13 protein-coding genes are annotated in these 14719 nt (G+C 68.5%); 8 read left to right on the top strand and 5 right to left on the bottom strand.

Annotated elements, in window-relative coordinates; genetic code table 11:
* Positions 1-9: 9 nt before the first annotated feature.
* Complete coding sequence (locus ACZ5LB_RS04205; RefSeq protein ID WP_464604871.1) at positions 10-297, bottom strand: co-chaperone GroES; 288 nt, start codon at positions 295-297, stop codon at positions 10-12.
* Positions 298-514: 217 nt separating this feature from the next.
* Here ACZ5LB_RS04205 and ACZ5LB_RS04200 point away from each other — a divergent pair, with 217 nt between their 5' ends.
* The 4 genes from ACZ5LB_RS04200 (at position 515) to ACZ5LB_RS04185 (ending at position 3999) form a co-directional block, all read left to right on the top strand.
* Complete coding sequence (locus tag ACZ5LB_RS04200; protein WP_464604870.1) at positions 515-1222, top strand: zinc ribbon domain-containing protein; 708 nt, start codon at positions 515-517, stop codon at positions 1220-1222.
* The gene (locus tag ACZ5LB_RS04195) at positions 1219-1881 is read left to right on the top strand and encodes a YggS family pyridoxal phosphate-dependent enzyme (RefSeq protein ID WP_464604869.1); all 663 of its coding nucleotides are present in this window, start codon (positions 1219-1221) and stop codon (positions 1879-1881) included. The genes ACZ5LB_RS04200 and ACZ5LB_RS04195 overlap by 4 nt, the downstream gene beginning before the upstream one ends.
* An 89-nt stretch (positions 1882-1970) precedes the next feature.
* Positions 1971-3518, top strand: coding sequence for a methyl-accepting chemotaxis protein (locus ACZ5LB_RS04190; RefSeq protein WP_464604868.1), 1548 nt, complete (start codon positions 1971-1973; stop codon positions 3516-3518).
* A 64-nt stretch (positions 3519-3582) separates the two neighbouring features.
* Positions 3583-3999, top strand: coding sequence for a YfiR family protein (locus ACZ5LB_RS04185; protein WP_464604867.1), 417 nt, complete (start codon positions 3583-3585; stop codon positions 3997-3999).
* Here ACZ5LB_RS04185 and ACZ5LB_RS04180 read toward each other — a convergent pair.
* The 3 genes from ACZ5LB_RS04180 to ACZ5LB_RS04170 form a co-directional block, all read right to left on the bottom strand.
* Positions 3996-4691, bottom strand: a complete 696-nt coding sequence (locus tag ACZ5LB_RS04180) for an NAD(P)H-binding protein (RefSeq protein WP_464604866.1) — start codon at positions 4689-4691, stop codon at positions 3996-3998. The genes ACZ5LB_RS04185 and ACZ5LB_RS04180 overlap by 4 nt on opposite strands.
* On the bottom strand, positions 4688-5794 hold the full coding sequence (gene ftsW, locus ACZ5LB_RS04175; RefSeq protein WP_464604865.1) for a putative lipid II flippase FtsW: 1107 nt from the start codon (positions 5792-5794) through the stop codon (positions 4688-4690). Before ftsW ends, ACZ5LB_RS04180 begins: the two co-directional genes overlap by 4 nt.
* A gap of 73 nt (positions 5795-5867) precedes the next feature.
* A complete protein-coding gene (locus ACZ5LB_RS04170) occupies positions 5868-8441 on the bottom strand; it encodes a zinc-dependent metalloprotease (RefSeq protein ID WP_464604864.1) in 2574 nt (857 codons plus the stop codon).
* 411 nt (positions 8442-8852) lie between these two features.
* Between ACZ5LB_RS04170 and ACZ5LB_RS04165 the strand changes: the two genes are divergently transcribed.
* The gene (locus ACZ5LB_RS04165) at positions 8853-9116 is read left to right on the top strand and encodes a hypothetical protein (protein WP_464604863.1); all 264 of its coding nucleotides are present in this window, start codon (positions 8853-8855) and stop codon (positions 9114-9116) included.
* Between the two features lie 30 nt (positions 9117-9146).
* Here the strand turns inward: ACZ5LB_RS04165 and ACZ5LB_RS04160 are convergent, their stop codons facing one another.
* Positions 9147-10802 (bottom strand): acyl-CoA mutase large subunit family protein, encoded by a 1656-nt coding sequence (locus ACZ5LB_RS04160; RefSeq protein WP_464604862.1) that lies wholly within the window; start codon positions 10800-10802, stop codon positions 9147-9149.
* Between the two features lie 86 nt (positions 10803-10888).
* Here ACZ5LB_RS04160 and ACZ5LB_RS04155 point away from each other — a divergent pair, with 86 nt between their 5' ends.
* The 3 genes from ACZ5LB_RS04155 (at position 10889) to ACZ5LB_RS04145 (ending at position 14717) form a co-directional block, all read left to right on the top strand.
* Positions 10889-12484, top strand: a complete 1596-nt coding sequence (locus tag ACZ5LB_RS04155; RefSeq protein ID WP_464604861.1) for an amidohydrolase — start codon at positions 10889-10891, stop codon at positions 12482-12484.
* Positions 12481-13143 (top strand): ribulose-phosphate 3-epimerase, encoded by a 663-nt coding sequence (gene rpe, locus ACZ5LB_RS04150; RefSeq protein ID WP_464604860.1) that lies wholly within the window; start codon positions 12481-12483, stop codon positions 13141-13143. The genes ACZ5LB_RS04155 and rpe overlap by 4 nt, the downstream gene beginning before the upstream one ends.
* A gap of 509 nt (positions 13144-13652) precedes the next feature.
* The gene (locus tag ACZ5LB_RS04145; RefSeq protein ID WP_464604859.1) at positions 13653-14717 is read left to right on the top strand and encodes an MFS transporter; all 1065 of its coding nucleotides are present in this window, start codon (positions 13653-13655) and stop codon (positions 14715-14717) included.
* Positions 14718-14719: the final 2 nt, after the last annotated feature.

The following is a 14719-nucleotide window of genomic DNA, read 5'->3' as shown; positions in this document are numbered from 1 at the left end:
AATTCGTTTCTAGCCGACGATGGCGAGGATCTCGTCCTCGCGCACGATGACGTGGTCGACGCCCTCGATCTTCACTTCGGTGCCGGTGTACTTGCCGATCAGGACCTTGTTGCCGGCCTTGACGGACATGGGGATGCGCTTGCCGTCTTCGGCGAACTTGCCTTCGCCCACCGCCACGACCTCGGCTTCCATGGGCTTCTCCTTGGCGGTATCGGGGATGATGATCCCTCCCTTGACCGTTTCGGCGGGCTCGCTGCGCTTGAGCAGGACACGATCGTAAAGGGGCTTGATTGCCATGTTGGCCTCCGTGAATAAAAGGGACCCGGGAGCTTCCTCCGGGGCGGCTGTTAGCACTTACTATCAGCGAGTGCTAATCTAGCCCGCGTCCAAATTGATGTCAAGGGGTGCAATCCGCTTTTGAGTCTTTTCGGCTCAAATTTTATTACATTTTTTATTTCGATCTTTGCGGGAGATTGCCCCGCCTACCTGGTCCGCTTAGGGGTAGGCTAGAAGCATGAGTCAGCTTTCCCTCCTGATCGAACTCCAGACCGTGCACGACAATTTGCACGTTATCCAAAGGGACCTGAGCGCATTCCCGCCCGACCTGGCCGCCCTGGATTCCGAGTTGAAGATGCTGGCGAAGAAACTCGAAGAGACCGGCAGGGCCCTGGTTTCCGCCCGGACGCAGCAGGCCAGCCTCACCGGCAGCCTCGCCGCCGCCCAGAAGCAGGAGGACCTGTCCAAGGCCGCCGTGAAGGAAACCCGGCAGAAGGCGCAGTTCACCCTCGCCATCCGGGAGCTGGATGACCGCCAGCGCCAGAAGACCGCCATCGCCCGCCCCCTGAAGGACGTGGAGACCCGCATCGAGGCCCTGGAGCGGGCCGAAGGCGAGATGCGCGCCCGCCAGACCGAGGCCCGCAAGCAGTTCGACGAGCTCCGCGCGGTCTTCCTCTCCGAGCACGAGAACCAGGTGGAGGGCGAACGCCGCCTCCAGAAGCGCCGGAGCGAGCTCGCCGAGGCCATCGACCCCGCCGTGATCGCCAAGTTCGACCGCCTCCTCCAGCAGCGCCAGGGCCGCGCGGTGGTGCCCATCGACAAGGGCTCCTGCGGCGGCTGCCGCACCCGCCTGCGCACGCCGTTCCTGGCCAAGCTCCGCGAGGAGAAGAACCTCTACTGCGAGTCCTGCCAGCGCATCATCTACGATCCCGCCCAACTCCCGTGAGCCCGCTCAGCGCCCGTGTCGCCCGGTTGCGTGCCCGCATCCAGCGGGCCTGCCTGGAGTGCGGCCGGGATCCGGGTTCGGTGGAGCTCCTGCCCGTTTCAAAGCGCCAGCCCCTTGACCTGGTGCGGGAGGCCGCGGACCTGGGCTTCTCCAGCTTCGGGGAGAACTACGTGCAGGAGGCCCTCGCCAAGATCGCCCAGGCCCCCGGCCTGGACTTCGTCCTCATCGGCCCCCTGCAGCGCAACAAGGCCAAGGCGGCGCTGGTCCATTTCCGGCAGATCATGACCGTGGACCGCCCGGACCTGGCCCTGCGCCTGCGCCACCTGGCCGCGGAACTGGACCTGGTGCGCGACATCTGGCTCCAGGTGGACCTCTGGGACGAGGCCACCAAGGTGGGCGGGGCCGGCGCCGGGGACCTGGAGGCCCTGTTCGCCGCGCTGGAGAATGACCCGCGCCTGCCCGTGCAGGGCTTCATGGCCATCCCGCCGCCCGAGGACCCCGGTTCCTTCCAGGCCCTGGGCGCGCTCAGGGCCCGCTGGCAGGACAAAACGGGGCGAAAGCTGAAGCTTTCCATGGGCATGAGCGGGGATATGGACGAGGCCATCCGGGCGGGAAGCGACCAGGTGCGCATCGGCACGGCGTTCTTTGGCCAGAGATAACCGAACTTTGACGCCACAATTCGCGCTCGACGATTTATGCTTCGATATACCAGTTGCGCATTCCCAACCTGTCTGGCTAGGAGTCTGAGATGGAATTCTGGAAAACCCTAAGCATCAGGAAGAAGCTGAGCTACTCCATCCTTGCGCTGACCTTGATCCTGGCCGTCACGGCCGGCATCGTCTCGGGGTGGAAGCTCACCTCGACGCAGACGGAGGGCATCTGGTCCAAGGGACACAGCCTCTCTGCGGTGCTGGCCGAAGCCACCACCTCCTCCTACCTCTCCGACGACCTGGGCACCACCACGGGCGCCACGGAACGCGCCCTGGAGTTCGTCAAGGACGACGCGGACGTGAGCATCGCCGCCGTGGTGGCCGTGGACACCGCCACCAAGGCCGTGGCCGTGAAGTTCCAGAAGCGCTACCGCGCCGACGCCAAGGTCGACACCGCGGTCCTCTGCGAGCCCCTGGGCAAGGGCGCCGTCAAGTACGAGAAGGGCGGCTTCATGGTCACCGCCTCCCCCCTCGGGGCCGAGGCCCAGGACCCCACCAAGAAGATCTACCAGGTGCTGGTCATGAACGACGCCAGCATCTCCCGCGAGAACATGAAGAGCATGGGGATGATGTTCGTCCTGGGCCTGGTCATGGTGGCCCTGGGCTACGTGGCCTCCCAGGTGCTGGGCAACGCCATCGTCAAGCCGCTGGAGACCATCCAGACCCGCATGCGCGACATCTCCGAAGGCGAGGGTGACCTCACGGCCCGCCTCGACGTGGCCGGCACCGACGAGATCGCCCAGCTCTCCGTGCACTTCAACCGGTTCGTGGAGAACATCCAGGGCATCGTCCACCAGGTGATCACCATCTCCACCAACATCGCCTCGGGCTCCCTGCAGATGACCGCGGGCATGACCGAGATGGCCTCCACCGCCGACGCCATCGCCCACACCGCCGAGAACCAGAAGTCCAGCGTGCGCCAGGCCAACGACAGCGTGGGCACCATCGCCAACTCCTCCAAGGTGATCTTCTCCACCGTCTCGGACGCCCTGAACGTGTTCGACCAGGCCCAGGAGGCCGCCGGCAAGGGCGGGACCGCCGTGGGCGCCGCCGTGAGCGGCATGCAGGTGATCAACCAGAACTCCAAGCAGATCGGCAACATCCTCAACGTCATCACCGAGATCGCGAACCAGACCAACCTGCTCAGCCTGAACGCCGCCATCGAGGCCGCCAAGGCCGGCGAGCACGGCAAGGGCTTCGCCGTGGTGGCCGAGGAGGTCCGCAAGCTGGCCGAACGCAGCGCCCAGGCCGCCAAGGAGATCACCGCCCTCATCCAGACCTCCAGCAAGAGCATCGACGACGGCACCTCCATGGTGAACACCGCCGGTTCCGCCCTGCGCAGCATCGAGGAGTCCATCCGGGCCAGCGCCGAGCGGATGAAGACCATCGGCAGCCAGAGCCAGACCCAGAGCCAGGACAGCTCCACCGTGGTCAACGCCATGGGCAGCCTGTCCAGCATCGCCGAGGGGAACGCCGCCGCCACGGAGCAGATGGCCGCCACCATCCGGGAAACTACCCGCACCGTCAATGAGTTGAGCAACCTGGCCGAGACCCTCAACAACCTCGTTTCAAGGTTCAAGGTCTGAAATTCACCTTTCCTCCCGGGATGCCGATAAGCCTTCCGCTCGGCCATTTCCGCGGAGGCAACCCATGGGCACCCGGATCCTAGCTCCCGTTGCGGCGGCTCTGGCCTTCGCGACCCTCGCCGCCGGCGACCTCTCGCCGGACCAGCAGGCCAAGTTCATCAAGATCCTAGCCAGCAGCGCCGGTTCCACCGGCAAGGTGGCTTGCAGGGACGCGGCCCTGGCCGGGGAACTGGCCAAGCTGGGCATGGCCAGCGATCCGGGCGCCAAGGTGGCCTGGGCCGGATCCGAGGCCGAGGTGAAGGCCCTCAAGGCCGCCGGCAAGCTGGTCATCTGCGGCAAGCTGGAATGGCTGGCCGCGGGTGGGAGCATCGCCATCGTGGAGGAGGGCGGGAAGCCGCAGATCATCCTCAGCATGGGCAACATCGCGGCGTCGGGCATCACGCTTTCCGACGCGGTGCTCAAGATCGGGAAGAAGCTTTAGGCCAGGATGGGGTGATGCAGGGCCAGCCCGGTCAGGACGCGGCTGCCGGAGGCATGGGGGTTGTCCAGGGTCATCCAGATGATGGCCTTGGCCACCTGGGAGGCCTCGATGGGGGCGAAGCGCCAGAGGAACCGGGAGCGGGGGGCCAGGTAGCGGGCGGCGGCCAGGTAGGGCTTGGCCAGCAGGAAGGCGCCAAGGCGCTCGGCCAGGCGGAATTCCTCCCGGTCGCCCAGAAGCAGCGAGGGGCGAACGATCAGGTAGGGGAGGCCGCTGGCCACCAGGACCTTCTCCGCCTCGGCCTTGGTCTCCAGGTAGAGGCCCCTGGGGTGGCCGGCGCCGGCGCTGGAGACCAGCGCGAAGGCCGGATCGGTGCGCAGCGCGGCCAGGCGGGTGACGAGAGCGGCGGGAAACCCCAGGTCCACCTCCCGGAAGGCCTCGGGCGATCCCGCCTTCTTCAGCGTGGTGCCCAGGGCGCACAGGAGCAGGTCGCAGGGGATCTCCGTTCCCAGGCGCTCCAGGTCGGCCGGGGAGCGGTAGTCGAAGACCACCTCCTTCACGCGGCCCGAAAGGGAACGGAGGGTGCCCGGGCGCCGCACCAGGGCGGTGAACTCCACGTCCTTGCGCGGATCCAGCTGGCGCACCAGCTCGCGCCCCACGAGGCCGGTGGCCCCGGCGATGACGATGTTTCTCATTCGCTGGCTTCCTTGGAAATGGCCAACAGCAGCCCCAGGGACGCGAGGCTCGCGATGAGGCTCGAGCTGCCGTAGCTGATGAACGGCAGGGGGATTCCCTTGTTGGGGGCGAGGCTGAGGACCACGCTGAGGTTCATGAGGGCCTGCACCACCAGCAGGAGGGTGAAACCCATGGCGCAGAGCTTGAGGAAACTGTCCCGCACCCGGTGGGCGATGCGGTAGCCCCGCCAGAGGATGCCCACGAACAGGGCCAGGACGAGGATGCTACCGATGAGCCCGGCCTCCTCGGCGATGACGGCGTAGATGAAGTCGGTGTGCGCCTCGGGCAGGTAGTTGAGCTTCTGCATGGACGCACCCAGGCCCACGCCGGTGATGCCCCCGTTGCCCACCGCGATCAGGCTCTGCAGGGCCTGGTGGCCCTTGCCCAGCGGATCGGCCTCGGGGTTCAGGAAGCTGAGCACCCGGGCCCGGCGGTACGGCTCGAACCACACGAAAGCGAAGCCCACCGCGCCCAGCGCCGGCGCCGCCACCGCGAAGATCCACCGCTGCGCGCCGCCCAGGAAGGTCACGAGGAGCGCCACGAAGAGGATGAGGAACGTGGTGCCGAAGTCCGGCTCGCGCAGGATCAGGGCCAGGGGTACCAGGAGGATGGCGAAGAGGGTCACCAGCTTGGGCACGGATTCCCGGCTCCCCTTGCCCCACAGGTCCCGGTGCCGGATCATCCACCAGGCGGTGATGAGCACCGAGATGGGCTTGAACAGCTCGGAGGGCTGGAGGCTGAGGCGGCCGAACCGGATCCACCGGTGGGCGTGGTTGACGGCCGGGAAGAAGAACACCGCCCCCAGCAGGAGCAGGAACACCACGTAGAGCACCTGCAGGATGCGGGGGTTCTCCCGCAGCACGGTCAGGTCGGTCTGGGTGAGGGCCAGCATGATGCCCACGCCCACGAACCCGCCCACCATCTGGTTCACCAGGAAGGTGGTGGCGGCGCTGTGGTTCTTGAAGGCCGAGGCGGAAAAGACCCAGACCATGCCCACGGCCATGAGGGCCAGGGCGAAGAAAAGGAGCAGGCGATCAATGGGGCGGCGGACGTCAGGGCTCAAGGGGGGCTCGAAGGCGAGGTGGAATGTCCATTCTAGCCATTCCGGCGCCCGGCCGGAAAAAGCTTCCGGCGCCCTACAGGGCGGTCCGCACCAGGGAGGCCCTCAGGGCTTCCTCGATGCTGGCCCGGCATTCGGCGAGGTGCGCCCGGGTCTCCCGCGAGAAGGCGTGCCTGCGGGAAGCGGCGGACAGCTGCGTGCGGAGGGTCGCCAGGTCCTCCCGCGCCAGGGCGCGGGCGTCGTCGGGGGTGACCGGGCCCGATTTCAGGACCAGGGCGATGAGCTGACGCAGGTGCTCCTTCTGGAGGCCCCGGCGGGTGGCGGTGGGTTCGACGCCCTGGCGCAGCTCCTCCCAGATGGAGGTGCGCAGGCCGTCGAAGAGCTCGGAAAGTCGGAAGACATCCTTGTCCTCGGTCTTTTCCGGCGCGTCCAGGATGCGGGCCATGGCCCAGGGGTTGAGGACCCGCACCAGGACCGCCTTCTGGATGGAGAGGGTCCGGGCCGACAGGGAGAAGTCCGGAACGCTCCCGGTGATTCCGTAGCCCCGGTCGAAGGGGTCCAGGGTGAGGCGGGAGACGAAGTCCGGCCGCAGCCGCAGGGCGTCCATGGTGAAGACGGAGGAGGTGATCAGCCGGAGCGCGGCCCGCTGCCGGGCGCCGCTCACGGGGGTGAGCGGGGTGCGGGGGGAGCCCGCATGGTCGCGCAGGTACACCACGCCGCCCAGGTACTTGGCGGCGTTGAAGGTGGCCGAGGCCATCTGGTTCAGGGCCAGGCTGGTGGTGCGCCGGAGCTGCTTGTAGTCGTCGCCGGGCTTGAAGGTGCGCTCCTGGAGCCGCCCCAGCAGCTCGTGGCTGAGGGCGATGCGCTTGGCGAGGTACGCCAGGGGGTCCTGGCCCAGGTCGAAGCGGTTGACCTCCGGGTCCATGGCGGCGCTGCCCGATCCGGCCTCCTCGTCGGTGGCGTAGTCGAGGCCCGGTTCGGTCTGGCCCCGGGCGGCGATGCGGGCCAGGTCCGCCTTCTCCCGGTCCGCGGGCAGGGTGGCGTAGGCGTATTCGATGGCCCAGTAGTCGTAGGGCCCCAGCGTGGGCATCGTGTAGTCCCCCTGGGCACGGCCGGCCAGGGCCAGGTTCACGGGGGTGTAGTCCATGACCGAACCCGCGATGCCGTGCACGGAGGTGAAGGCCTTGTCCGCGAGCTGGGCCTCCGAATAGGCGATGGAGGCCCTGAAATTGTGCCGCAGGCCCAGGGTGTGGCCCACCTCGTGCATGACCACGGTCTTGAGGTAGCCCTGCACGAAGGCCTCCGCCCCGGGCGAGCCGGGTTCCAGGCCGCCCCGGGCCTCCAGGAGGTCGGCCCCGAAGGTCAGTTCGTCCCGGCCTTCGGCCAGGTAGCGGCACGCGGCCCTGCCGCCCTGGGGCAGCTCCTCCCGGGAGCTCTCCCGGATGCGGCGGGCGAAACCGTCGCCCACGGCGATGTCGGCCTCGAGGATCTCGCCGGTCCGCGGGTCCACGAGGCTGGGACCGATGGCAAACCCGGCGTCGACGCCCAGGAACCACCGGATGGAGGCGTGCCGGAGGCCGTGGGCGCCGGGGTCGGCGTCCCCGGGCTGCAGGCGCACCTCCACCGCATCCTTGAACCCGATGCGCTCGAAGGCCTTGTTCCATTCCAGGATCCCGGCCCGCACCGCGTCCCGGTACTTCTCGGGGATGTTGCGGTCCATCCAGTAGACGATGGGCTGCCGGGGGCGGCTCAGCGCTTGGCCGGGGTCGGCCTTCTCCAGGCGCCAGCGGTTCACCAGGCGGGTCCGGGGATCGGGCCGGTCGTCCTGGGTGAAGTCCCAGACCGTGGCCACGAAATGCCCCAGCCGGTCATCGGCCTCCCGGGGTTTCATGGGCTCGTCGGGGAGTTTCGCGAGGGTGTACCGGAAGCCCAGGAACAGGCTCCGCAGGTCCTCCAGGGTGCCCGGCAGGGGGGCGGGGGAGATCACGGGCCGGGCCATGGAGAAATGCGCGCTGACCTGGAAGGAGGCGTAGTCGGCCGCGGCCGTCACGGTGGTGAAGGAGCTGTTGGCCATGTCCAGGGCGTAGGGCTGGCGGTAGGCGGCCTCCAGGTCCAGGGTGGCCATGGGAAGGTCTTTCAGGAACAGGAGGTTGGCTTCCACCAGGAAGCCCTTGCCCCGGGGATCGGGCAGCGAGACCACCGGCGCCGAGGCCAGCAGGCTGTCGGAGAAACCATCGGCCACCGCGTGGGCCATGGGCGTGCCGGGCCGCGCCGTGAAGGCAGCGTTGCGCGCCAGCAGCTGGAGGGTGTTGCCGATGCGCTTGAAGTACACCAGGTGGCTGTCGCCCATCATGCCGCCGTACAGGCCCCGCTCCCCCAGGCCGCGGGGGAAGGTCCAGGACAGGAAGAACAGCGGGCCCAGGTGGTCGGGCTTGAGGTCGAGCCAGACCTTGTCGTCCTTGCGCCAGAGCGTGAACAGGCCGCGCTGCTCCCGGGCGCCCTGCACCACGTCGGCGTAGGGCTTGAGGGGAACCGGGGCCTCCTTGGCCATGACCACGGAAATGGGGGTCTGCACCAACGGGGCCGGCGGGGGGTCGGCGGAGAAAAGGACGGCCGAGGCGGAGGCTACGGCCAGGACAACGTGCTTCATCGATCCTCCATGGGTCAAACCTAGGGCTTTCCAGGTCCATGTCGATGATTCGAAGCCACTTCCGTTCCTTCGGCCGCTTCCTTTAGCGTGCCTGCCTGGCCGTCACAACTGATTCAATAATTCGGCTTTTAATTCCATTACGCTCGCACGCCCGTTATCCGGGTTGTGACGGCGACCACGATCGGTCATATTTCAAAATATCAGGAAACAGTAATGTTGGACCCGTCCCAGCCCGCCCGCGCCGCCTCGCGGCAACCCGTAAAAAAGAGGCGTAACTGTCGCATCGGTGTGAATTTTTCAACTACGGCGTTGACGAAGCATTGGGCAGCCCTAAGTTTAAAACCTCGCCGGTCGGCGAGACCTTCCCCAACCCAAGCGGAGCGTAGCTCCGCACGAACCAGGAGGTCCGCAATGTTGATTTCAGCCTTGTTCCTCATGACGTCTGCCCTGTATCCGGTCCCGGCCGTCCCGGCCGAAGCTGCGGCGGTCGTGGAACCCGCCGCCGCCACGGTCTGCCCCGTGTGCGGCAAATCCATCGAAGCCGGCCAGGGAACCAAGATCTCCCTGCGGGGCCGCGAATACATCGTGGACGACACGGCCTGCAGCGATCAGCTGATGACGGATCCGGACAAGTTCCTGGAACCCGACGGCACGCCCAAGAACGCCAGGAAGTAGGCGAAGGGCGTCCGCCGGGTCCCCGGCGCCTCAGAGCACCAGGCGTTCCTGGTACTCCCCGAAGACGGTCCTCATGGCGTCGCAGACCTCGCCCACGGTCGCCTCGGCCTTCACGGCGTCGAGGATCAGGGGCATGAGGTTCGCGGCGCCCTTGGAGGCGGCGGTGAGGGCTTCCAGCTTGGCGCGCACGGCGCCGTTGTCCCGCTCGGAGCGGTACTGGGCCACCTGGGCGCGGCGCCGGGCGCCGAGGGCCTCGTCGACCCGCAGCAGTTCGGGCTTGGCCTCGTTCTGGATCGTGAACTTGTTCACGCCCACCACCACCTGCTCGCCGCGCTCCACTCCCTTCTGGAAGGCGTAGGCGGCGTTCTGGATCTCCCGCTGGGGGATGCCCTTCTCGATGGCCGAGACCATGCCGCCGGCCTCGTCCACCTTCTTGATGAGCGCCTCCGCCAGGGCCTCCAGCTCGTCGGTGAGGCTCTCGATGAGGTAGCTGCCGGCGAAGGGATCCACGGTGTCGGCGATGCGGGATTCGTGGGCCAGGATCTGCTGGGTGCGCAGCGCGATGCGGGCGCTCACCTCGGTGGGCAGGGCCAGGGCCTCGTCGCGGCTGTTGGTGTGCAGGGACTGCGTCCCGCCCAGGACGGCGGCCATGGCCTGGACCGTGGTGCGCACGATGTTGTTGTCGGGCTGCTGCGCGGTGAGGGTGGAGCCCGCGGTCTGGGTGTGGAAGCGCAGCATCTGGCTCTTGGGGTCGTCGGAGCCGAAGCGCTCCTTGATGATCCGGGCCCACATGCGCCGCGCGGCGCGGAACTTGGCGATCTCCTCGAAGAACTGGTTGTGGGCGTTGAAGAAGAAGCTCAGCCGGGGCGCGAACGCCTCGAGCTTCAGGCCCGAGGCCAGGGCGGCTTCCACGTAGGCGATGCCGTCGGCCAGGGTGAAGGCGATCTCCTGGGCCGCAGTGCAGCCCGCCTCGCGGATGTGGTACCCGGAGATGGAGATGGTGTTCCAGTTGGGCACGCTCTGGGCGCAGAACTCGAAGATGTTCGTGATGAGGCGGATGCTGGGGCGGGGCGGATAGATGTAGGTGCCCCGGGCCATGTACTCCTTGAGGATGTCGTTCTGGATGGTGCCGCTGACCTGGTCCCAGGAGGCGCCCTGCTCCTCGGCCACGGCCAGGTACAGCGCGAGCAGCACCGAGGCCGGACCGTTGATGGTCATGCTCGTGCTCACCTTGTCCAGGGGGATGTTCTGGAAGAGCACGCGCATGTCCCGGATGGAACAGATGCTCACGCCCACCTTCCCCACTTCGCCCATGGCCATTTCGTGGTCGGGGTCCATGCCGATCTGCGTGGGCAGGTCGAAGGCCACCGAGAGCCCCGTCTGGCCCTGCTCCAGCAGGTAGCGGTAGCGCTGGTTGGATTCCTCGGCCGTGCCGAAGCCCGCGTACTGCCGCATGGTCCAGAGCCGGCCGCGGTAGCCGGTGGGCTGCACGTGGCGCGTGAAGGGATACTTCCCCGGGCGGCCCAGATCCTTCAGGGGATCCATGTTCCCGATGTCGGCGGGCGTGTAGCTGTTCTTGAGGGCGATGCCCGAACTGGTCTCGAATTTCGGCGCCCGCAGCTTGGACGGATCCTCCTTCACTTCCAGGTTCTCGCGGACCTGTCGAAGGTAGTCGGGCTGGTACATGCGGCCTCCACGGTTTCGCCCAGGGTACCAGAGGAAGGTGCGTGAAAGGGTCACACTGCTCTAGACTGGATCGAAAGGTGGAACCCATGCCCATGCACGCCCTGCCCCCTCCTCCCGCGATCCAGATCCTGCTGGGGGCGGAGGTGTGGTCCGGCGACGGGGAGGTCCGAGCCGGCCAGGCCGTGGCCCTGCGCGGCGGGAAGATCCTGGCCGCCGGCCCCAGCGCCGAGGTGCTCGCGAAATTCCCCGCGGCCCGGCGCGTGGAACTCCCCGGCGGCACCCTGCTGCCGGGCCTCATCGAGGGCCACGCCCACGTGCTGGGCGTGGGCCAGATGGGACAGCAGGCGGACCTCACCGCCACCCCGAGCCTGGCCTCCGTCCTGGACCGGGTGCGCGCCTGGGCCGCCCAGCGCAAGGGCTGGGTGGAGGGCCGCGGCTGGGACCAGAACCTCTGGCCCACCAAGGCCTTCCCCACCGCCAAGGACCTGGACGCCGTCACGGGCGACCGCCCCGCGGTCCTGGAGCGGGTGGACGGCCATGCCATCTGGGTGAACTCCGCCGCCCTCAAGGCCGCGGGCATCACCCGCGCCACGCCGGATCCCCGGGACGGCAGCATCCTCCGCGACGCCGCGGGCGAACCCACCGGCATCCTCGTGGACGGCGCCGCCAACCTGGTGGCCAAGGTTCGCCCCGTCCCCTCCCCCGCGGCCGTGGAGGCCGCGCTGGTGGCCGGCCTCGACCACCTCCGCAGGCTGGGCTTCACCTCCGTGGCGGACATGGGCGTGGACCACGCGACCCTGGATGCGTACCGCCGCCTGGCCAAGGCCGGCAAGCTTCCCATACGCGTCTTCGCCTACCTGGAGCACGACACGAAACTCATGCTCCAGGAGCTGCGCCGGGCCCGCGCCGCCAAGACGGCCATGTTCCAGGTGCAGGGCGTGAAGTTCTACCTGGACGGCGCCCTGGGCAGCCGCGGCGCCCGGCTCCTGGAGCCCTACGCCGACGCGCCCACCCAGGGCACCTGGACCACGGATCCCGTGCGGGTGGCCGCGGACGTGAAGGCCACCATGCGGGCCGGTTACCAGCCCGCCATCCACGCCATCGGCGACGCCGCCAACCGCAAGGCCCTGGACATCCTGGAACGGATCCCCCGCCGGGCCGCGCTGCCGCCCCGCATCGAGCACGCTCAGATCGTCACCCCGGAGGACGCGGCCCGGTTCGGCCCCCTGGGCGTCGTGGCCAGCATCCAGCCCGTGCACTGCACCGACGACCATGCCTGGACCCCCGCGCGCCTCGGTCCCGCCCGGCTGGAGGAGGCCTTCCCCTGGCGCACCTTCCTGCGGGGCGGCGCGCTCCTGGCCCTGGGCAGCGACGCCCCCGTGGCCGACGCCAACCCCTTCGTGGGCATCGTCTCCGCCGAAACGCGGCAGGACGCGGCCCCGGACCCGCCGGGGGGCTTCCTGCCCGCCCACCGCCTCACCCGCGTGGAGGCGCTCCGGGCCTACACCCAGGGCAACGCCCGGGCCCTGGGCCACGCCGACCTGGGCGCCATCCAGGCGGGAGCCGCCGCGGATCTGCTGTGGGTGCAGGCGCCGGTCCTGGCCCTGACGCCCGCCCAGGTGCGCGCGCTGAAGCCGGGCCGGCTCTGGGTGAACGGTATCGAACGAACGGAGAAGCCATGACGCGCCCCCTGCCCCTCCTCGCCCCCTCCATCCTGTCCGCGGACTTCGCCCGGCTGGCGGAGAGCCTCCAGGTGCTCGGCGACCGGTGCGTGGTCCACGTGGACGTCATGGACGGCCGGTTCGTCCCCAACATCACCCTGGGCATGCCCGTGGTGGCCGCCCTGCGCCGGGAGACGAAGCTCCCCCTGGACTGCCACCTGATGATCGTGGACCCTGCGAAGTATGCCCTGGAGTTCGTGAAGGCGGGTGCCGACTGGGTTTCCATCCACCAGGAGGCGGATCCCCACGCCCACCGCACCCTCACCGCCATCCGGGAGGCTGGCGCCAAGGCCGGCATCGTCCTCAACCCCGGCACCCCCGTGGAGACCCTCACGGACCTGGTGGGCGTCTTCGACTTCGTGCTCCTCATGAGCGTGAACCCCGGTTTCGGCGGCCAGTCCTTCATCCCCCGTGTCCTGGACAAGGTGCGCCGCCTGGATGCCCTCCGCCGGGAGCGGGACGCGTCCTTCTTCATCGAGGTGGACGGCGGTGTCGGCCCCGACAACGCCGGCGCCCTGGTGGCGGCCGGCGCGGACGTCCTGGTAGCCGGCAACGCCGTCTTCAAGGCGCCGGATCCCCGGGCCGCCATCGCCGGACTCCTGGATTCCATGCATCCCTAGATCCCCTATTCGCCCCTGCCCAGGGATGGACTGTTCCGCTCCGGCCTGGCCCAAAGGAGCCGCAACTTTCGCCCCGTGAGGAATCCCCTCATCACTCACTCTGGCGGGCCTTGGGACGGGTGGTCCAAGGCCGTAATATTCCCGTCATCCAGACCGTTCGAAACAAAAAGCCTTGTACGAGGCGCCGAAGACGCCGAGGTTCGCCGGGAAAAGATCTTCTTTTATTCGGCGATCCTCGGCGTCTTCGGCGCCTCGGCGACAAGGCCCTTCGATGGAGTCTGCCGGATTCACCGGGTAACAGGTCGGCCGCGGCAGACTTCCGGCATCTTGGGTTTGCCGAGAACACGAGATGAAGGATAAGGCCCCCATTTCGACCCACCATCGAATTCAAAGGCGGGTTTCCCGCCCCCCGGCCCCCCCCCGTTGACCCGACCTTGATTTGCGTCAAGGTCCCCCCCCGCATTCCACCGCATGCTTGGGCGACCGGATCCCCGGAAATCGAGGTGGAGATGCTCGCCCTGTTGGAGTTGGAACTTCGGCCCCTGGCGCGGGCGACGCTGGCCACCCTGGCCCTGGCCGGACTCATCGCCCTGGGCAACGGTGGCGGGCGCTGGCTGGACCCCGCCCTCCTGGGCTACCTCATCGCGTCGCTCTTCGCGTGCTTCGGGGTGGCCTACCGGTACTTCACCTGGCTGGAGCGGCCGGCCACGGGCATGTACTGGCGCTGGACCCTGCGCACCCTCCTGACGCCCCGGGTGCTGGCCCGCCTTCCGCTGATCCTGCTGGACCAGTTGTTCCTTCAGCGCTTCATCGGGAAGCGCTCCCTCAAGCGCTGGGGCGCCCACGCCTGCCTGGCCTGGGGGTGCCTCCTGGCCTTCGCCGTCACCTTCCCGCTGGTCTTCGGGTGGGTGCGCTTCACCAGCGACGGGCTCAACGCGGACCGGTACCAGGCCTGGGTCCTGGGCCTGCCCGCGGGAACCTTCCCCCTGGGAGGGTTCGCGGCCTTCGCCGCCTTCCACATCCTGGACCTGGCCGCCGCCATGGTCATCGCCGGCTGCATCCTGGCCTTCGTGCGCCGGAGCCGCGACGAGGGGGACACCGCCACCCAGCGCTTCGACCTGGACATCCTGCCCCTGCTCCTGCTCATCGCCATCTCGGCCACCGGGCTCCTGCTCACCGCCTCCGTGACCTGGCTCCAGGGCCGCAACTTCGGGACCCTGGCCTACCTCCACGAGATGACCGTCATCCTCATGCTGCTCAGCCTGCCCTTCGGCAAGCTCTTCCACATCGTCCAGCGCCCGGCCCAGGCCGGGGTGAAACTGTACAAGGCCGAAGGGGACGCCCTGGGGCTCCGGCCCTGCAAGGCCTGCGCCACGCCCTTCATCCGCGCCAACCAGCACCGCGACCTGCGCCAGCTCTGGAAGGAACTGGGCCTGGAGGCGGGCGCGAGCCACCTGGACCTCTGCCCCCGCTGCAGGCGCCGCCTGCTCATGAGGGCCCAGAGCCTGCGCCTGGGCGGGGCCTTCGATCCCTTCGCGGACACGCCCGTGCCCGTGGAACCCCTGGAGAGCTGACC

This window comes from Mesoterricola sp. MK458, assembly GCF_055384935.1.
Note: the sequence above shows the minus strand (reverse complement) of the source record. Positions and strands in the feature narration are given on the sequence as shown.

Bases quoted from the DNA above. Each gene is read 5' to 3' on its own strand.
- ACZ5LB_RS04205 (WP_464604871.1), bottom strand. From the start codon at position 297: ATGGCAATCAAGCCCCTTTACGATCGTGTCCTGCTCAAGCGCAGCGAG.
- ACZ5LB_RS04200 (WP_464604870.1), top strand. From the start codon at position 515: ATGAGTCAGCTTTCCCTCCTGATCGAACTCCAGACCGTGCACGACAAT.
- ACZ5LB_RS04190 (WP_464604868.1), top strand. From the start codon at position 1,971: ATGGAATTCTGGAAAACCCTAAGCATCAGGAAGAAGCTGAGCTACTCC.
- ACZ5LB_RS04185 (WP_464604867.1), top strand. From the start codon at position 3,583: ATGGGCACCCGGATCCTAGCTCCCGTTGCGGCGGCTCTGGCCTTCGCG.
- ACZ5LB_RS04180 (WP_464604866.1), bottom strand. From the start codon at position 4,691: ATGAGAAACATCGTCATCGCCGGGGCCACCGGCCTCGTGGGGCGCGAG.
- ACZ5LB_RS04170 (WP_464604864.1), bottom strand. From the start codon at position 8,441: ATGAAGCACGTTGTCCTGGCCGTAGCCTCCGCCTCGGCCGTCCTTTTC.
- ACZ5LB_RS04165 (WP_464604863.1), top strand. From the start codon at position 8,853: ATGTTGATTTCAGCCTTGTTCCTCATGACGTCTGCCCTGTATCCGGTC.
- ACZ5LB_RS04160 (WP_464604862.1), bottom strand. From the start codon at position 10,802: ATGTACCAGCCCGACTACCTTCGACAGGTCCGCGAGAACCTGGAAGTG.
- ACZ5LB_RS04155 (WP_464604861.1), top strand. From the start codon at position 10,889: ATGCCCATGCACGCCCTGCCCCCTCCTCCCGCGATCCAGATCCTGCTG.
- rpe (WP_464604860.1), top strand. From the start codon at position 12,481: ATGACGCGCCCCCTGCCCCTCCTCGCCCCCTCCATCCTGTCCGCGGAC.
- ACZ5LB_RS04145 (WP_464604859.1), top strand. From the start codon at position 13,653: ATGCTCGCCCTGTTGGAGTTGGAACTTCGGCCCCTGGCGCGGGCGACG.